Raw genomic sequence first — 16,057 nt, forward strand, 5'->3', positions numbered from 1 at the left:
AAGCCTGTGTGAACCAGTCCGGCAGTCTTGCACCAATGAATTTGTCCAGAAGTACGCGAAGTTGCGCATTCCTGCCTGCTTCGGTTGGCGAGAGGGTATTAGAAGTCATGCTGTAAGGACCTTGTGCTTTAAGGTACCTCACAGTGCACAAGCCGCCAGCGCCGCTTCAGCGGGAAGACTCACCCACCCGCTACGCCACCTTCATGCATGACCAGCGAACGATAATGGCCCGGGTTACAACCGAACCACTTGCGAAACGCCTTGTAGAACGAGCTGCTGTCGGCAAAACCCAGGCGCTCGGCGATATCACCCAATCCCAGTTGCGCCTCGGCCAGCCAGGCGATGGCCAGTTCCCGACGCACGCCGTCCTTGATGCCCTGGTAGCTCTGGCCCTCTTCCGACAGGCGTCGACGCAACGTCGACACCGACATGTGCAGGGTGGCGGCCACCTGCTCGGCGTCCGGCCAGGTGCCCGGCGGCATCTCCAGCAAGCGGTGGCGGATCTGCCGGGCCAGGCTGGCCGGGTCGCGGAACTTGACCAGGATGTTGCCCGGGGCCTCGGCCAGGAAGCGCTGCAACTCCTCGTCACTGCGTCTGACCGGCAGTTCAAGGCATTCGGCGGCGATGATCATCCGCGTGCGCGGGCGCTCGAACTGCAGGTTCTCGGAGAACATCACCCGGTAGTCGTCGCAAAACGGCGGCTCGGCGCAGCGCAGGTCGATGGCCAGGATCGGGATGCGCCGCCCGGCCAGCCAACAGGCCAGGCCGTGCACGATCATCCAGAAGGTGAAGTAGGTGAACGCCCGGCGCGGCGTATCGCCGGGTTCGTTGATGACGATCTCGGCCAGGCTCTGCTGGCGCACCAGGCCCGGCTGCAGGTCTTCGAGCATCAGCGACAGGAACGCCAGCAGGTTGTCCAGGGCCGCGCCCAGGGTCGGCTGGGCCATGGCGCTGCGGGCCATGAAGGCCAGGCTGCCGCTGCGCAGGCCGCGCCGGTCCATGGCGAAGAACTCGTCGTTGCAGCGCCGCGCCAACAGGCGCCAGAGCCGGGCGTAGGACTCCGCCGTGACCCGCGCCTCGGGCAGGTCCAACTGCTCGGCCGCGATCCCGGCACGCGCCAGCAGCCCGGCGTCGGGCTCGCCGGCCGGGCAGGTCTGCAACAGGGCTTCGCGCACCAGTTGCATGGAAATGGTGTCCTTCTCGCTCATCGACAATCCAGTCTGCGCTGTGGCCGCCATCTTAGGCCGCCATGGGGAAAACGTCAGCCGCCAATCACTGACCGGCGGCCAGGCTCAGGAACGCCTGGATCAGGCGCAACTCACGGCGGCGCTCCAGGCAACCGACCATGTGCTGGTTGACCAGACCCTGGCCGCCCAGGGGGCGGGCCACCACCCGCGGGTCATGGGCCACTTCGGTGGAGGACACCACGCCGATGCCCAGCTCCGCCGCCACCGCCTCGGTGACCGCTTCGCGGCTGTCCAGTTCCAGCAGCACCCGGGGTTGCACGCCAGCGTCGGCGCAGGCCTTGTCGAAGGTGCGCCGGGTGGTCGAGCTGGGCTCGCGCAGCACCATGATCTGCCTGTCCAGCTCGGCCAGCGGCAAGTCACCCCCGGCACCCGCCCAGGCATGCCCCACCGGCAACAGTGCACACAACCGCGATTCGCATAACGCCTGCAGGTGCAGGCCCTTGCGCGGCTCGATCTCGGTCAGCACGGCCACATCGGCATGTTCCGACAGCAACGCGGCCAGGGTTTCCTGGGCATTGCCCAGGCGCAGGTTGACGGTGATGCCGGGGTAGCGCTCGCGCAGTTGCGCCAGCATCGGCATCACCCGGTGCGGGCCGTCCGCCGCCACCTCCAGGCGCCCGGTCAGCAACTGCCGGTTGGCCTCGAGCATGGCCTGGGCTTCCTCGGCCAGGCCGAACATGGCCCGGGTGATGGCCGCCAGGCGCGTGCCCTCCTCGGTCAGCTCGACCCGCCGGGCGGTACGGCGCAGCAAGGTGATCTGGTAGTGCTCCTCCAACGCCTTCACATGCCCGGTCACCGCCGGCTGGCTGATGAACAGGCGCTCGGCGGCGCGGGTGAAGCTGCCCTCGCGGGCGACGGCGTCGAAGGCGCGGAGCTGGAACAGGTTCATATCTATCGGCCTGACTTATGGCTGGCATATCTACAAACAATTTGATTGATGACACGGCGAATTGCAACCTAGCCCCACTAAGTTTCCAGCCCACCGCAAGTGAGGAACCCCGGAATGAGCAACGCCCCGATCCTGCTGACCCCCGGTCCCCTGACCACCTCGATCCGCACCCGCCAGGCCATGCTCGTGGACTGGGGCTCGTGGGATCGCGACTTCAACCAGCTGACCGCCAGCGTGTGCGAACAACTGCTGGCCATCATCGACGGCAGCGCCAGCCACCACTGCGTGCCCCTGCAAGGCAGCGGCACCTTCGCCGTCGAGGCCGCCATCGGCACCCTGGTACCCCGTGACGGCAAGGTGCTGGTGCTGATCAACGGCGCCTACGGCCAGCGCCTGGCGAAGATCTGCAAGGTGCTGGGCCGCGCCTACAGCACCTTCGAGACCGCCGAGGACCAGCCGACCACCGCCGCCGACGTCGACCGCCTGCTGGCCGCCGACCCCGCCGTGACCCATGTGGCGCTGATCCACTGCGAGACCAGCACCGGCATCCTCAACCCGCTGCCCGAGATCGCCCAGGTGATCCAGCGCCACGGCAAGCGCCTGATCATCGACGCCATGAGCTCGTTCGGTGCGCTGCCGATCGATGCTCGTGAAATTCCCTTCGAAGCGCTGATCGCCGCCTCCGGCAAGTGCCTGGAAGGCGTGCCGGGCATGGGCTTCGTCTTCGCCGAAAAAACCGCCCTGGCCGCCGCCGAGGGCAACGCCCACTCCCTGGCCATGGACCTGCACGACCAGCACGCCTACATGGCCAAGACCGGCCAGTGGCGCTTCACCCCGCCGACCCACGTGGTCGCCGCCCTGCACGAAGCGCTGCAGCAATACAACGAAGAAGGTGGACTGCCCGCTCGCCACCAACGCTACGCCGACAATTGCAAGACCTTGCTCGACGGCATGGCGAAGATCGGTCTGAAGAGCTTCCTGCCCGCCGACATCCAGGCACCGATCATCGTCACCTTCCACGCGCCGAAGGATCCGCGCTACCAGTTCAAGGACTTCTATGAGCGGGTCAAGGCCAAGGGCTTCATCCTCTACCCGGGCAAGCTGACCCAGGTCGAGACCTTCCGCGTCGGCTGCATCGGCGTGGTTGGCGCCGATGGCATGCAGGCCGCCGTGAACGCCGTGGCCGAGGTGCTGCGGGAAATGGAAGTGCTGGACATCTGACCCTCTGCCCACCCAATTCAAGGAAAACGCGCACATGAACTACAGCAACCCCACCCAGCTGCAAGCCGCCATCCTCGACTGGGCCGGCACCGTGGTCGACTTCGGCTCCTTCGCCCCGACCCAGATCTTCGTCGAAGCCTTCGCCGAGTTCGACGTGCAGGTGTCCATCGAAGAAGCCCGTGGCCCGATGGGCATGGGCAAGTGGGACCATATCCGCACCCTGTGCGACGTGCCGGAAATCGCCGAGCGCTACCGCAAGGTGTTCGGCCGCACGCCCACCGACGACGATGTCACCGCCATCTACGAGCGCTTCATGCCGCTGCAGATCGAGAAGATCGCCGTGCACTCGGCACTGATCCCAGGCGCTCTGGACACCCTGACCGGGCTGCGCAAGGACGGCCTGAAAATCGGCTCCTGCTCCGGCTACCCGAAGGTGGTGATGGACAAGGTGGTCGAACTGGCCGCGCAGAACGGCTACGTGGCCGACCATGTGGTGGCCACCGACGAGACGCCGAACGGTCGCCCGTGGCCGGCCCAGGCGCTGGCCAACGTGATTGCCCTGGGCATCGACGATGTGGCCGCCTGCGTGAAAGTCGACGATACCGTGCCGGGGATCCTCGAAGGCCGCCGCGCCGGGATGTGGACCGTGGCGCTGGTGTGCTCGGGCAATGCCCTGGGGCTGACCTGGGAAGGCTACCGGGCGTTGAGCGCGGAGAAGCTGGAGAGCGAGCGCAAGCGGATCCACGCGATGTTTGCCGGGTCGCGCCCGCACTACCTGATCGACACCATCAATGAACTGCCCGAGGTGATCGCCGATATCAACCGGCGGTTGGCCAAGGGGGAGATGCCGCAGAGCGCATGATGTCGAAAAGCATCGCGGGGCAAGCCCGCTCCCACGCCCAGCATACATGCATGCCTGGCGTGGGAGCGGGCTTGCCCCGCGATGCTTTTGGGGGGATCAGACTGCCCGGTTCAACTTCACCCACGACGCGAACCTGTCGATAAAGCCCTGCAGGAAGGGCCGGGTCTTGTCATTGAGCTTGCCGCTGTCATCGAACAACGTCGCCGCCCCACCGATATAAGCCTCGGGCATCTGCATGCACGGCATGTCGAGGAACACCAGCGACTGGCGCACCGCGTGATTGGCGCCAAACCCGCCGATCGCCCCCGGCGACACGCTGGCCACCGCCGCCGGCTTTCCGCTCCATACGCTCTGCCCATAGGGCCGCGAACCCACGTCGATGGCGTTCTTCAACCCGCCCGGCACCGAACGGTTGTACTCCGGGGTGACGAACAACACCGCGTCGCTGCGGCGGATTTCGTCGCGAAAATGCTTCCACGCCTCGGGTGCGCCCTCGGCCTCGACATCCTCGTTGTACAACGGCAGGTCGCCGATCTCGACGATCCGCAGGGCAAGGCTGGACGGCGCCAGCTCAGACAGCGCGCGGGCCACCTTGCGGTTGTAGGACTCCTTGCGCAAGCTGCCGACGACGACCGCAACCGAATAGACCTGGCTCATGGCGTTTTGCAACCTCTGCTCTGGGAATGGGACCTGTTAGTTATAGATGACCGTTCCTCGGCTTCCCGGTTTTTTTCCATTCGGCTGAAAACTTCCCGGGCGTTTCACTGGTCTATGCCTACAGACATTTCCTACACGATTCAGAGGTTTCCACCTAAATGGCAGCAGTAATGGTTGGCCAGTTCCACGCCCGCGACGCCGAAGGCCGTATCTACCCCGTCCACGAATTCCAGGAATCCACCCTGCAGGCCGACGGCAGCACCCTCGGCGCGCCGGTCACCAGCTATCGGCTGGCCATCGGCGACCGCGTCAACCACCTGGGCGACGACCGCTTCGAGCTGGCCCAGACCGGCGTCGAGATCATCCGCATTCCTTGACGCAATCGACGGTGTACAGCGTCCCCTCGCGTTGCAGGCCATGCACGTCGGCGACGAAACCCGGGAAGCCCTGGTCGAAGGCCCGGGCGCACTCCAGGTAGACCAGGATCGAGCGGGTCGCCTCGGTGAAGCGCTCGCCCGGCATGATCAAGGGGATCCCCGGCGGATACGGCACCAGCATCACCGCCGCGACCCGGCCCAGCAGCTGCTCGATCGGCACCGCCTCCACCTCCCCGCGCACCATCCGGTCATAGGCCTCGGCCGGGGTCATCGCCACTTCGGGCAAACGGGTGAACAGCAACTTGAGCTGCCTGGACGTGGCATTGCTGCGGTAGAAGGCATGCAGTTGCTGGCACAGGTCGCGCAGCCCCAGCCCCAGGTAGCGTGACGGCTGCGGCGTCAGCGCGCTGGGCAGGCAGTCGGCCAGCGCGGTATTGGCGTCGTAGTGGCGCTTGAACTCCAGCAGTTCGGTCAGCAGCGTGCTCCACTTGCCCTTGGTGATGCCCATCGAGAACAGCACCAGGAAGCTGTACAGACCGGTCTTCTCCACCACCAGCCCCCGTTCCCAGAGGAACTTGCCGACCACCGCGGCCGGAATGCCGTGCTCGCCCGCCCCACCACCGGCTCCCGGCATCACCAGGGTGACCTTGAGCGGATCGAGCAGCACATAGTCGTCGCTCAGCTCGGCAAAGCCATGCCACTCGGCCCCCGGCTGCAACAGCCAGTCCGCCGCCTCCAGGCGCTCGCCGCCCTGCGCCAGCGGGGGCTGCCAGATGCTGAACCACCAGTCGTCGGCGGCGATGTGCTCGCGCAGGTTGGCCAGCGCCCGGCGAAAGCTCAGGGCCTCGTCGAACATCTCCTGCAGCAGCGAGCGCCCGGCCGGGCCTTCCATCATCGCCGAGGCCACATCCAGCGAGGCGAGGATGCTGTACTGCGGCGAGGTGGAGATATGCATCATGAACGCTTCGTTGAAGCGGTCGCGGTCCAGCTGGCGGGCGGCGCCGTCCTGCACATGGATCATCGACGCCTGGCTGAAGGCGGCCAGCAGCTTGTGGGTGGAATGGGTGCTGAACAGCAGCGGCCCCTCATAGCCGCGCGGCGTGCCCATGGCATAGCGGCCGGTGAAGAACTCGTGGAAGGCGGCGTAGGCGAACCAGGCCTCGTCGAAGTGCAGCACCTCGGCACTGGCGCCGAGGGTCTGCTTGATGAGCCCGGCGTGGTAGCACAGCCCGTCGTAGGTGGAGTTGGTGACCACCGCCAGCTTGATCTTCGCCGGCCGCCCCTGGGCCAGCGGGTGGGCCTGGATCTTTGCCTGTATGGACGCCGGGGTGAATTCGCTGAGCGGGATCGGCCCGATGATGCCCAGCTCGTTGCGCTCCGGGCACAGGTAGAGGGGGATGGCGCCGGTCATGATGATCGCATGCACCACCGACTTGTGGCAGTTGCGGTCCACCAGCACCAGGTCACCGCGCCCGACCATGGCGTGCCAGACGATCTTGTTGGCGGTGGAGGTGCCGTTGATGACGAAGAAGGTATGGTCGGCGCCGAAGTTGCGCGCCGCCCGCGCCTCGGCGGCGGCCAGGGGGCCGGTATGGTCGAGCAGCGAGCCCAGCTCGGGCACCGACACGGACAGGTCCGAGCGCAGGGTGTTTTCGCCGAAGAACTGGTGAAAGGCCTGCCCCACCGGGCTCTTGTGATAGGCCACGCCGCCGCCGTGGCCTGGGGTGTGCCAGGAGTAGTTCGACTGCGCGGTGTGTTGCACCAGGGCCTTGAAGAACGGTGGCAGCAAACCGTCGAGGTAAGTGTGCGCGGCCCGCGCCACCTGGCGGGCGAGAAAGGGCACGGTGTCTTCGAACAGGTAGAGAATGCCGCGCAACTGGTTGAGCTCACCCATGGCCTCGGCCGGGGCGTTCTCCAGGGTGACCTGCTCGCCCAAGGCGAAGATCGGCAGGTTGGGTGCGCGCAGCCGGGCCAGGCGGATCAGCTCGGCCATGTTCTGCAGCAGGCGGCTATTGTCGCCGACACCCTCGGCGGCGATCAGCATGCAGGCCAGGCCGTGGTGGGTAGCGGCCACCAGGCGCGCCTCGGCCTGGTCGGCGGCGGCGAGGATGGCGAAGCCGTCCCTGGCCAGTTCGTCGGCAATGCCACGCACCCGTTCACCGGCGACACTGTCGGCCTTGATCGCCCGGTGGACGATGAGGATGGGGAACTGGAGGTCCTTGTACATCGGGCGGCTACCTCTGCGGGGGCTTCCCCCTCAGGGTAGTTGAGGCTGGTGTCGTCAGTGCCGGCCTCTTCGCGGGTAAACCCGCTCCCACAGGTTCGGGGGGGTTGCCTGTGGGAGCGGGTTTACCCGCGAAAGGGCCAGTACTGCTGGTAGATCAGCTGGCAGGTGCCTCTGTCAGCACCTGCCACATCGCCGGCCCACCCGCCGACTTGGCGACGGCCGCCAAACGCTCGACATGGGCCTCGAGCTCTTCCTCGCTAGCCATGATCACCTTACCCGCCGCACGACCGGTAATCCGACGGATCTCACTGCCGGTGCTGCCCTGCCCATCCTCGCCCTGCGCGCCATCCCCCGCCAGCGACAGGCTGGTCTGGCCGCCGGTCATCGCCAGGTAGACGTCGGCCAGCAGTTCCGAGTCGAGCAGTGCGCCGTGCAGTTCACGGCCGGAGTTGTCGATGCCGTAGCGTTTGCACAGCGCATCGAGGCTGTTGCGCTGCCCCGGATGACGCGAGCGCGCCATCATCAGGGTGTCGAGGATCGGGCAGTGCTGCGAGATGTCGGCGCGGTCCTGCTGACCGATCAGCGCGAACTCGTTGTTGATGAAGCCGACGTCGAACGCCGCGTTGTGGATGACCAGGGTGGCGCCCTGGATGAAGTCGAAGAACTCCTCGGCCACATCGCCGAAGCGCGGTTTGCCGACCAGGAAGGCGTCGGTGATGCCGTGGACGTTGATCGCACCCTCGTCACTCTCGCGGTCGGGCTGCAGGTAGACATGGAAGTGCCGCCCGGTCAGGCGCCGGCCCACGACCTCGACGCAACCGATCTCGATGATGCGGTGGCCTTCGGCCACCGGCATGCCGGTGGTCTCGGTGTCGAGGATGACGAACCGTTTGTCTTGCTGCTGCTCCACGGGTGACTCCAACTTGCGGGGCTTGAATTCGGGGCGGGAGTATACCGGAATCGGGGCCGCTTTGCGGCCCATCGCGGCACAAGACCGCTCCTACTGGGACCGTGTAAATCCTGTAGGAGCGGCCTTGTGCCGCGAAAGGGCTGCGCAGCAGCCCCAGTTGGCTCAACGCTGAGCCCGCACCTCATCGACCCCACGATTGGCCAACTGGTCGGCCCGCTCGTTGCCCGGGTGGCCGATATGCCCGCGCACCCACTTCCAGGTCACCTTGTGCCGGTTGACCTGTTCATCGAGGGCCATCCACAGGTCGGCGTTCTTCACCGGCTCCTTGGCGGCGGTCTTCCAGCCGCGCTTCTTCCAGTTGGTCATCCACTCGTTGATGCCCTTCATCACGTACTGGGAGTCGGTGGTCAGCACCACCTCGCACTCGCGCTTGAGCGCCTTCAGGCCCTCGATCGCGGCCATCAGCTCCATGCGGTTGTTGGTGGTCTCGCGCTCGCCGCCCCACAGTTCCTTCTCGACGCCCTTGAAAACCATCAGGACGCCCCAGCCGCCCGGGCCGGGATTGCCCTTGCAGGCACCATCGGTGTAGATCTCGACGCTATCGCTCATGTACCACTCGTGTTCAGTGCTTTTCGGAATCGGGGTGGGTGGCGCTGCGATTGACCTTGGCCAACGGCAGCGGCAGCAGCTTGCCCATCGGCTCGCGGCGCTCAAGGCGCAGCGGCCGCAGGCCGACCACCATCTTGCGCGCCACCAGCAGGTAGACACCGCCACCGGCGCCCTGCCAGCCCCCGGCCACCCGCTCCCAACCGGCCAGGCGCTGTTGCCAGGCCGGCGAGGCAAGCGGCGGACGATAGCACCCGAAGCGGCGTTTCTCCAGCGCGAAGCCCAGCAGGTTGAGCCAGTCGCCGACCCGCGACGCCGGGATGCAGCGGGCCTTGCGCAAGGCGCCCTGGCTGAAGAAATGCCGCAGCCCCCAACTGCTCCACGGATTGATGCCGACAATAAGCAGGTGACCGCCCGGGCGCACCGCGCTGGCCGCCTCCCGGAGCAATCCGTGGGGAGAGAGGCTGAAGTCCAGGCCGTGTTGCAGCACCACCACGTCGGCGGCATGTTCCGACAGCGGCCAGGCCTGCTCCTCGCAGACGATCTCCACCCCCGGCAACGGCGCGCCCAGGCGCACGTTGCGCTGCACCTGCGGGGCGTTGGGCGGCGGTTCGGCGCAGGGGCCGTAGTGCACCAGGTAGCCACCGAAGAAGCGCCGCAGCTCTTCTTCGAGCAACTTTTCCTCTTCCTTGAGCATCAACTGCCCAAGGGGGCCATTGAACCAGTCGCGGGCCAGGCTGATGAGCTCGACCCAGTCGGGGTCGGCCTGGGCGAAGGCTTGGTCGGTCATTGCATTCTCCCTCGAAGGTTCTCCGGCCGCGCCATCGCGGCTAAGATGCCCTCAATGTCCAGGCTTGGCGATACGGATCCGCAGATGATACAGATCGATGCCCTACCCGCTTTCAACGACAACTACATCTGGTTGTTACAGGATACTGCCAATCGCCGCTGCGCAGTGGTCGATCCCGGCGATGCCGGGCCGGTGCTCGCCTGGCTCGGCCAACATCCAGACTGGGCGCTGGAGGCGATCCTGGTCACCCACCACCACCATGACCATGTCGGCGGCGTCGAAGTCCTGAAGCAGGCCACCAGCGCCACTGTCTACGGCCCGGCCAGCGAACGCATCCCGGCCCGCGACGTTGCCCTGGAGGACGGCGCGCAGGTCAAGGCACTGGGCCTGAGGTTCGAGGTCATGGCCATGCCCGGCCACACCTTGGGGCACATCGCCTATTACACTGCGCAATCGCCCACGCCGCTACTGTTCAGTGGCGACACCCTGTTCGCCGCCGGATGCGGGCGCCTGTTCGAAGGCACGCCCGAGCAGATGCACCATTCGCTGCAGCGCCTGGCCGCCCTGCCGGCCGAGACCGAAGTGTACTGCGCCCACGAATACACCCTGAGCAACCTGCGCTTCGCCCGTGCCGTGGAACCGGAAAACCCGCACGTTCTGCAACGGTTCGAAGACGTTACCCGCCTGCGCGCCGACAATCGCATCAGCCTGCCCTCCACCATAGGTCTGGAGCGCCTGACCAACCCGTTTTTGCGCACCGCTGAAACATTCGTTAAACAAAAAGCAGACGAATGGAAGGGACATTCCAACCCCACCCAAGCCACTGTTTTTGCTGCCTTGAGGTCTTGGAAGGACGTGTTCTGATAACCTCAAGATATATCGTGACATAAGCCCAAAGGTTGACCCGGCCGGGGCCGGTTTCTAGAATCGCCCAACTTTTTTGCCCGGATAACCGTTCCAGCCGATGTCTTCCCCTAGCCGCAGAACCGCTCATTCGGTCGCCCTGACGCGACTGGCACAGATCAGTGCACTGGCGCTGGCCGCCACCCTGGTCGGTTGCCAGAGCACCCGTCAGCTCGACGAATCCGACAGCGTTCGCGCGCACAACTACCAGGCGCGGATCAAGCACAAGCCCGCGCCACTGGTGGTCAAGCCCAAGGAAGCGCCGCCCCAGGACGTCTGGGAGCGCATGCGCCAGGGCTTCGCCCTGCAGGATGGCATGGACGTCAACCCGCGCATCGAACAGCAGCGCCTATGGTTCGCCAGCAACCCGTCGTTCCTCGAGAACGCCGGCGAGCGCGGCAGCCTCTACCTGCACTACATCGTCGAGCGCCTCGAAGAACGCGACATGCCGCTGGAGCTGGCCCTGCTGCCGGCCATCGAGAGCGCCTACAACCCGATGGCCTACTCCCGCGCGCACGCCGCCGGCATGTGGCAGTTCATCCCGTCCACCGGGCGCCACTTCAAGCTGCGCCAGACCAACTTCTACGATGGCCGTCGCGACGTCACCGCCTCGACCAATGCGGCGCTGGACTACCTGAACCGCCTGCACGACATGTTCAACGGCGACTGGCTGCTGGCCCTGGCGGCCTACAATGCCGGCGAAGGCACCGTCAGCCGCGCCATCGAGCGCAACGAGCGCCTGGGCCTGCCGACCGACTACTGGAACCTGCCGCTGCCGCAGGAAACCCGCGACTACGTGCCCAAGCTGCTGGCCCTGTCGCAGGTGGTCAACACCCCGGCCGCCTACGGGATCAACCTGAACCCGATCGCCAACGAACCCTATTTCGAAGCCGTCGCCATCAACGACCGCCTCGACCTGTCGCGCGTCGCGGCCTTCGCCGACATCGACGAAGACGAGCTGATCCAGCTCAACCCCGCCTTCAAGAAGCGCATGACCGTGGACGGCCCGCAGCAGTTGCTGGTGCCTACCGCCAAGGCACAGTTGCTGAGCGACCGCATGTCCAACCTCAAGCCCGAGGAACTGGTCGCCCTGCAGCCGAACAAGGCCGTGTTCCAGGCCGCCCTGGCCGATGCCAAGGCGCCGGCGGCGCGCAGCTACCGGGTCAAGCGCGGCGACAACCTGGGCAGCATCGCCAAGGCCAACCGCGTCGCGGTCAAGGACATCCAGCGCTGGAACAGCCTGCGCGGCAACAGCCTCAAGGTCGGCCAGGTGCTGGCCCTGCGTGGCGGCAACGCGCCGAGCGCGGCGGCCAACCGCGTGGCCGATGCCAAGCAGCGTTCCACCCAGTACAAGGTGCGCAAGGGCGACTCGTACTACCTGGTGGCCAAGCGTTTCAACGTCGAGATGAAACACCTCAAGCGCTGGAACCCGCGCAGCGGGCATGCGCTCAAGCCGGGGCAGACGCTGACCGTTTACCTGTCGCGTTGATGTGAATCCCGGGGGCGCTTCGCGCCCCTTTCGCGGCACAAGGCCGCTCCTACAGGGATTACGCGGACTCTGTAGGAGCGGCCTTGTGCCGCGAAAGGGCTGCGAAGCAGCCCCAATCAGCCACATCCATCTGACCGGCTCGCACCCTTTTTCCATTCCAGACAAGCTGTTACTGTACCCCGAACCAAGCCCAACGCCTTCTGGATCGGATGCCGACTTGATACGTCCCCTCCTGCTGTCTCTCAGCCTGGCCTTGAGCTTCCCCGCCGTCGCGATGGTGAGCGAAAGCCACGGATACGCGCAGTTCGGCACGCTCAAGTACCCGGCCAGCTTCACCCACTTCGACTGGGTCAATCCGCAAGCCCCCAAAGGCGGCACCTTGCGGGCCATGGCCTTCGGCACCTTCGACACGCTCAACCCCTACACCTTCAAGGGCTCGAGCCCGGTCACCACGCCCAACTTCCTGCAGTACGGCATCAACGAGCTCAACGAGCCGCTGATGGTCGGCACCGGCATGTACGACCCCTCCGGCGACGAGCCCACCTCCAGCTACGGCCTGATCGCCCGCTCGGTCGAGTACAGCGAGGACCGCAGCTGGGTGGTGTTCAACCTGCGCCCCGAGGCGCACTTCCACGACGGCGTGCCGATCACCGCCGCCGACGTCGCCTTCAGCTACCGCACCCTGCTCAAGGATGGCCACCCGATCTACCGCACCAACCTGCAGGAAGTGGCCCGGGTCGACATCCTCGGCCCGCTGCGCATCCGCTTCGTGTTCAAGCGCGCCGGCAACCCGCTGCTGATCCTGCGCCTGGGCGAGATGCCGGTACTGCCCAGGCACTACTGGGAAAAGCGCGACTTCAAGGCCACCACCTTCGAGCCGCCTTTGGGCAGCGGCCCCTACCGCATCACCGAGGTGCAACCCGGCCGCCGGCTGGTGTTCGAGCGGGTGAGGGACTACTGGGGCAAGGACCTGGCCGTGAACCGCGGCAAGTACAACTTCAAGCGCGTCGAATACGAGTTCTACCGGGACGCCACCGTGGCCTTCGAGGCCTTCAAGGCCGGCGAGTTCGACCTCTACATCGAGCACCAGGCGAAGAACTGGGCCAACGGCTACAACTTCCCCGCCGTGCGCCGCGGTGAGGTGATCAAGGCGCAGATCCCGCACAAGATCCCGACACAGACCCAAGGCCTGTTCATGAACAGCCGCCGCGCCACCTTCAGCGATCCGCGGGTACGCCAGGCGCTGGGCCTGATGCTCGATTTCGAGTGGACCAACCGCGCGCTGTTCAACGGCGCCTACCGGCGCGCCACCAGCTACTACCCCAACAGTGATTTCACCGCCACAGGCCTGCCCACCGGCAAGGAGTGGCTGCTGCTCAAGCCGTTCCGCGACCAACTGCCGGAAAAGCTGTTCACCCAGCCCTACCAGGTCAGCCACACCGACGGCAGCGGCATCAGCCGCCCGGCCCTGCGCCAGGCCCTGGCGCTGTTCGCCCAGGCCGGCTGGAAGCTCAACGGCCAGCGCCTGGTGGACGGCAAGGGCCAGCAGTTGCGCATGGAACTGCTGCTGGTGAACCCGAACCTCGAACGCATCCTGCAACCTTATGTCGAAAATCTGGCCAGCATCGGCATCGATGCGCGCTTGCGCACTGTCGACCGCGCCCAGTACAAACAACGGCTCGACCAGTTCGATTTCGACATGATCCTGATGACCCTGAACCAGACCCTGAGCCCGGGCCTCGAACAGTGGCTGTATTTCCACTCGAGCCAAGCCGCCACCAAGGGCAGCAAGAACTATGCTGGGGTCAAGGACCCGGTGGTCGACCACCTGCTCGACACCCTGCTCGCCGCCCGCACGCGTGATGACCAGATCGCCGCGGCGCGTGCCCTGGACCGCGTGCTCTCATGGCAGTACTACATGATCCCCAACTGGTACCTCGACAATCACCGCCTGGCCTACCGCAACCGGTTCGCCTTCGTCACCACGCCGCCCTACACCCTCGGGCTGAACAGCTGGTGGATCAAGAAGACTTCGGAGAAAGCCAAATGACGCCCACCTTGCGCCGCCTGGCCGGCAGCCTGTTGCTGGCCTGCCTCACGCTCCCGGCCGTGGCCGCCCCGCAGCACGCCCTGACCCTGTACGACGAGCCGCCAAAATACCCGGCCAACTTCAAGCACTTCGAATACGTCAATCCTGACGCGCCCAAGGGCGGCACCTTCCGCCAGTCCAGCTTCGGCGGCTTCGACAGCCTCAACCCGTTCATCAACAAGGGCGTGCCCGCCGACAACGTCGGCAGCATCTACGACACCCTGATGCGCCAGAGCCTGGACGAGCCCTTCACCGAATACGGCCTGGTGGCCGGCAAGATCGAAAAGGCCCCCGACAACAGCTGGGTGCGCTTCTACCTGCGCCCCGAAGCACGCTTCCACGACGGCCAGCCGATGCGCGCCGAGGACGTGGTGTTCACTTTCAACGCCCTGATCAAGGACGGCGCGCCGCTGTACCGCCAGTACTACGCCGACGTCGCCGAGGTGGTCGCCGAAGCCCCGCTCAAGGTGCTGTTCAAGTTCAAGCACACCAACAACCGCGAGTTGCCGCTGATCCTCGGCCAGCTGCCGGTGCTGCCCAAGCACTGGTACGAGGGCCGTGACTTCAACCGCGGCAACCTGGAGATCCCACTGGGCAGCGGCCCGTACAAGGTCGTCGAGGTGAAGGCCGGCCGCTCGATCCGCTACGAGCGGGTCAAGGACTACTGGGCCAAGGACCTGCCGATCAACCGCGGCTTCTACAACTTCGACGTGATGACCTTCGACTCGTACCGCGACAACACCGTCGCCCTCGAAGCCCTCAAGGCCGGCCAGTTCGACTACGCCCTGGAAGTCAGCGCGAAGAACTGGGCCACCGCCTACGACGTGCCCGCCGTGCGCGGCGGCCGCCTGATCAAGGAAGAGATCCCCAACGGCAACCCGGTGGGCATGCAGGGCTTCATCTTCAACCTGCGCAAACCCGTGTTCCAGGACATCCGCGTGCGCCACGCCATCAGCCTGCTGATGGACTTCGAATGGACCAACAAGCAGCTGTTCAACGGCGCCTACACCCGCACCGGCAGCTACTTCGAGAACTCCGAGATGGCCGCCAGCGGCCTGCCCTCGCCCGCCGAGCTGAAGATCCTCGAACCACTGCGCGCCAAGGTGCCCGACGAGGTGTTCAACGGCGCCTTCCGCAACCCCGTCACCGACGGCAGCGGCATGATCCGCGACCAGCAGCGCCAGGCCTACAAGCTGCTGCAGGACGCCGGCTGGAAGATCGTCGACGACAAGATGGTCGACAAGGACGGCAAGCCGGTGAGCATCGAGTTCCTGCTGGCCCAGACCCAGTTCGAGCGCGTACTGCTGCCGTTCAAGCGCAACCTCGCGGACCTGGGCATCAACCTCGAGATCCGCCGGGTAGATGTATCGCAGTACATCAACCGCCTGCGCTCGCGGGACTACGACATGATCGTCGGCGGTTTCGCGCAATCGAACTCGCCCGGCAACGAACAGCGCGAATACTGGAACAGCGCCGCCGCCGACAACCCCGGCAGCCGCAACTTCATCGGCCTGCGTGACCCGGCCATCGACCAGTTGGTGGAGCAGTTGATCAACGCTGACTCCCGGCAGAGCCTGATCGACCATTGCCGTGCCCTGGACCGGGTACTGCTGTGGGGCTACTACGTGATCCCCAACTGGCACATCAAGACTTCCCGCGTGGCCTACTGGAACCACATCGGCCACCCCGCCGTGTCGCCCAAGTACGACATCGGCATCGACACCTGGTGGATCAAGCCCGACGTCACGCCTGCCGTGAGCGAAGCCCCCGCCGCGGAAGAGGCCAACTGA

Annotated in this window: 14 protein-coding genes; 7 read left to right on the forward strand and 7 right to left on the reverse strand. The window is 65.9% G+C overall.

Translation table 11 applies throughout. The features are described from left to right. Positions 1–179: 179 nt before the first annotated feature. Complete coding sequence (locus LU671_RS17150; protein WP_232856335.1) at positions 180–1,208, reverse strand: AraC family transcriptional regulator; 1,029 nt, start codon at positions 1,206–1,208, stop codon at positions 180–182. A gap of 64 nt (positions 1,209–1,272) precedes the next feature. Continuing rightward, positions 1,273–2,136: a LysR substrate-binding domain-containing protein gene (locus LU671_RS17155; RefSeq protein ID WP_203651913.1), complete on the reverse strand. Its 864-nt coding sequence runs from the start codon at positions 2,134–2,136 to the stop codon at positions 1,273–1,275. 114 nt (positions 2,137–2,250) lie between these two features. Here LU671_RS17155 and LU671_RS17160 point away from each other — a divergent pair, with 114 nt between their 5' ends. Further along, on the forward strand, positions 2,251–3,357 hold the full coding sequence (locus LU671_RS17160; protein WP_203651911.1) for a 2-aminoethylphosphonate--pyruvate transaminase: 1,107 nt from the start codon (positions 2,251–2,253) through the stop codon (positions 3,355–3,357). 34 nt (positions 3,358–3,391) lie between these two features. Then, positions 3,392–4,219, forward strand: coding sequence for a phosphonoacetaldehyde hydrolase (phnX, locus tag LU671_RS17165; protein ID WP_232856336.1), 828 nt, complete (start codon positions 3,392–3,394; stop codon positions 4,217–4,219). Between the two features lie 96 nt (positions 4,220–4,315). On the opposite strand, the gene LU671_RS17170 is transcribed toward phnX, so the two are convergent. Beyond that, positions 4,316–4,876: an NADPH-dependent FMN reductase gene (locus LU671_RS17170; RefSeq protein WP_232856337.1), complete on the reverse strand. Its 561-nt coding sequence runs from the start codon at positions 4,874–4,876 to the stop codon at positions 4,316–4,318. 158 nt (positions 4,877–5,034) lie between these two features. Between LU671_RS17170 and LU671_RS17175 the strand changes: the two genes are divergently transcribed. After that, complete coding sequence (locus LU671_RS17175) at positions 5,035–5,253, forward strand: hypothetical protein (protein WP_028690532.1); 219 nt, start codon at positions 5,035–5,037, stop codon at positions 5,251–5,253. Here LU671_RS17175 and LU671_RS17180 read toward each other — a convergent pair. The 4 genes from LU671_RS17180 to LU671_RS17195 all read right to left on the reverse strand — a co-directional run bounded on the left by LU671_RS17180 (position 5,237) and on the right by LU671_RS17195 (position 9,786). Continuing rightward, positions 5,237–7,480, reverse strand: a complete 2,244-nt coding sequence (locus tag LU671_RS17180; protein ID WP_232856338.1) for an Orn/Lys/Arg decarboxylase N-terminal domain-containing protein — start codon at positions 7,478–7,480, stop codon at positions 5,237–5,239. The genes LU671_RS17175 and LU671_RS17180 overlap by 17 nt on opposite strands. 154 nt (positions 7,481–7,634) lie before the next feature. Further along, positions 7,635–8,390 carry a DNA polymerase III subunit epsilon gene (dnaQ, locus tag LU671_RS17185; RefSeq protein ID WP_203651902.1) on the reverse strand — a complete coding sequence of 252 codons (756 nt, stop codon included), beginning with the start codon at positions 8,388–8,390 and terminating at the stop codon, positions 7,635–7,637. 162 nt (positions 8,391–8,552) lie between these two features. Next, a complete protein-coding gene (gene rnhA, locus LU671_RS17190) occupies positions 8,553–8,999 on the reverse strand; it encodes a ribonuclease HI (protein WP_028690529.1) in 447 nt (148 codons plus the stop codon). A gap of 13 nt (positions 9,000–9,012) precedes the next feature. Next, entirely contained in the window at positions 9,013–9,786 is a 774-nt protein-coding gene (locus LU671_RS17195) for a class I SAM-dependent methyltransferase (RefSeq protein WP_232856339.1), read from the reverse strand. A gap of 84 nt (positions 9,787–9,870) precedes the next feature. On the opposite strand from LU671_RS17195, the gene gloB reads away from it, so the two are divergent. From gloB to LU671_RS17215, 4 genes are all read left to right on the forward strand, one after another. Next, positions 9,871–10,650 carry a hydroxyacylglutathione hydrolase gene (gene gloB / locus LU671_RS17200; RefSeq protein WP_232856340.1) on the forward strand — a complete coding sequence of 260 codons (780 nt, stop codon included), beginning with the start codon at positions 9,871–9,873 and terminating at the stop codon, positions 10,648–10,650. 100 nt (positions 10,651–10,750) lie between these two features. Next, entirely contained in the window at positions 10,751–12,178 is a 1,428-nt protein-coding gene (locus LU671_RS17205; RefSeq protein WP_203651896.1) for a lytic transglycosylase domain-containing protein, read from the forward strand. Positions 12,179–12,395: 217 nt separating this feature from the next. Further along, entirely contained in the window at positions 12,396–14,228 is a 1,833-nt protein-coding gene (locus tag LU671_RS17210) for an extracellular solute-binding protein (RefSeq protein ID WP_232856341.1), read from the forward strand. Further along, on the forward strand, positions 14,225–16,057 hold the full coding sequence (locus tag LU671_RS17215) for an extracellular solute-binding protein (protein ID WP_232856342.1): 1,833 nt from the start codon (positions 14,225–14,227) through the stop codon (positions 16,055–16,057). Before LU671_RS17210 ends, LU671_RS17215 begins: the two co-directional genes overlap by 4 nt.

Source organism: Pseudomonas sp. NMI760_13 (assembly GCF_021283245.1).
GTDB classification, from domain to species: Bacteria; Pseudomonadota; Gammaproteobacteria; order Pseudomonadales; family Pseudomonadaceae; genus Aquipseudomonas; species Aquipseudomonas peradeniyensis.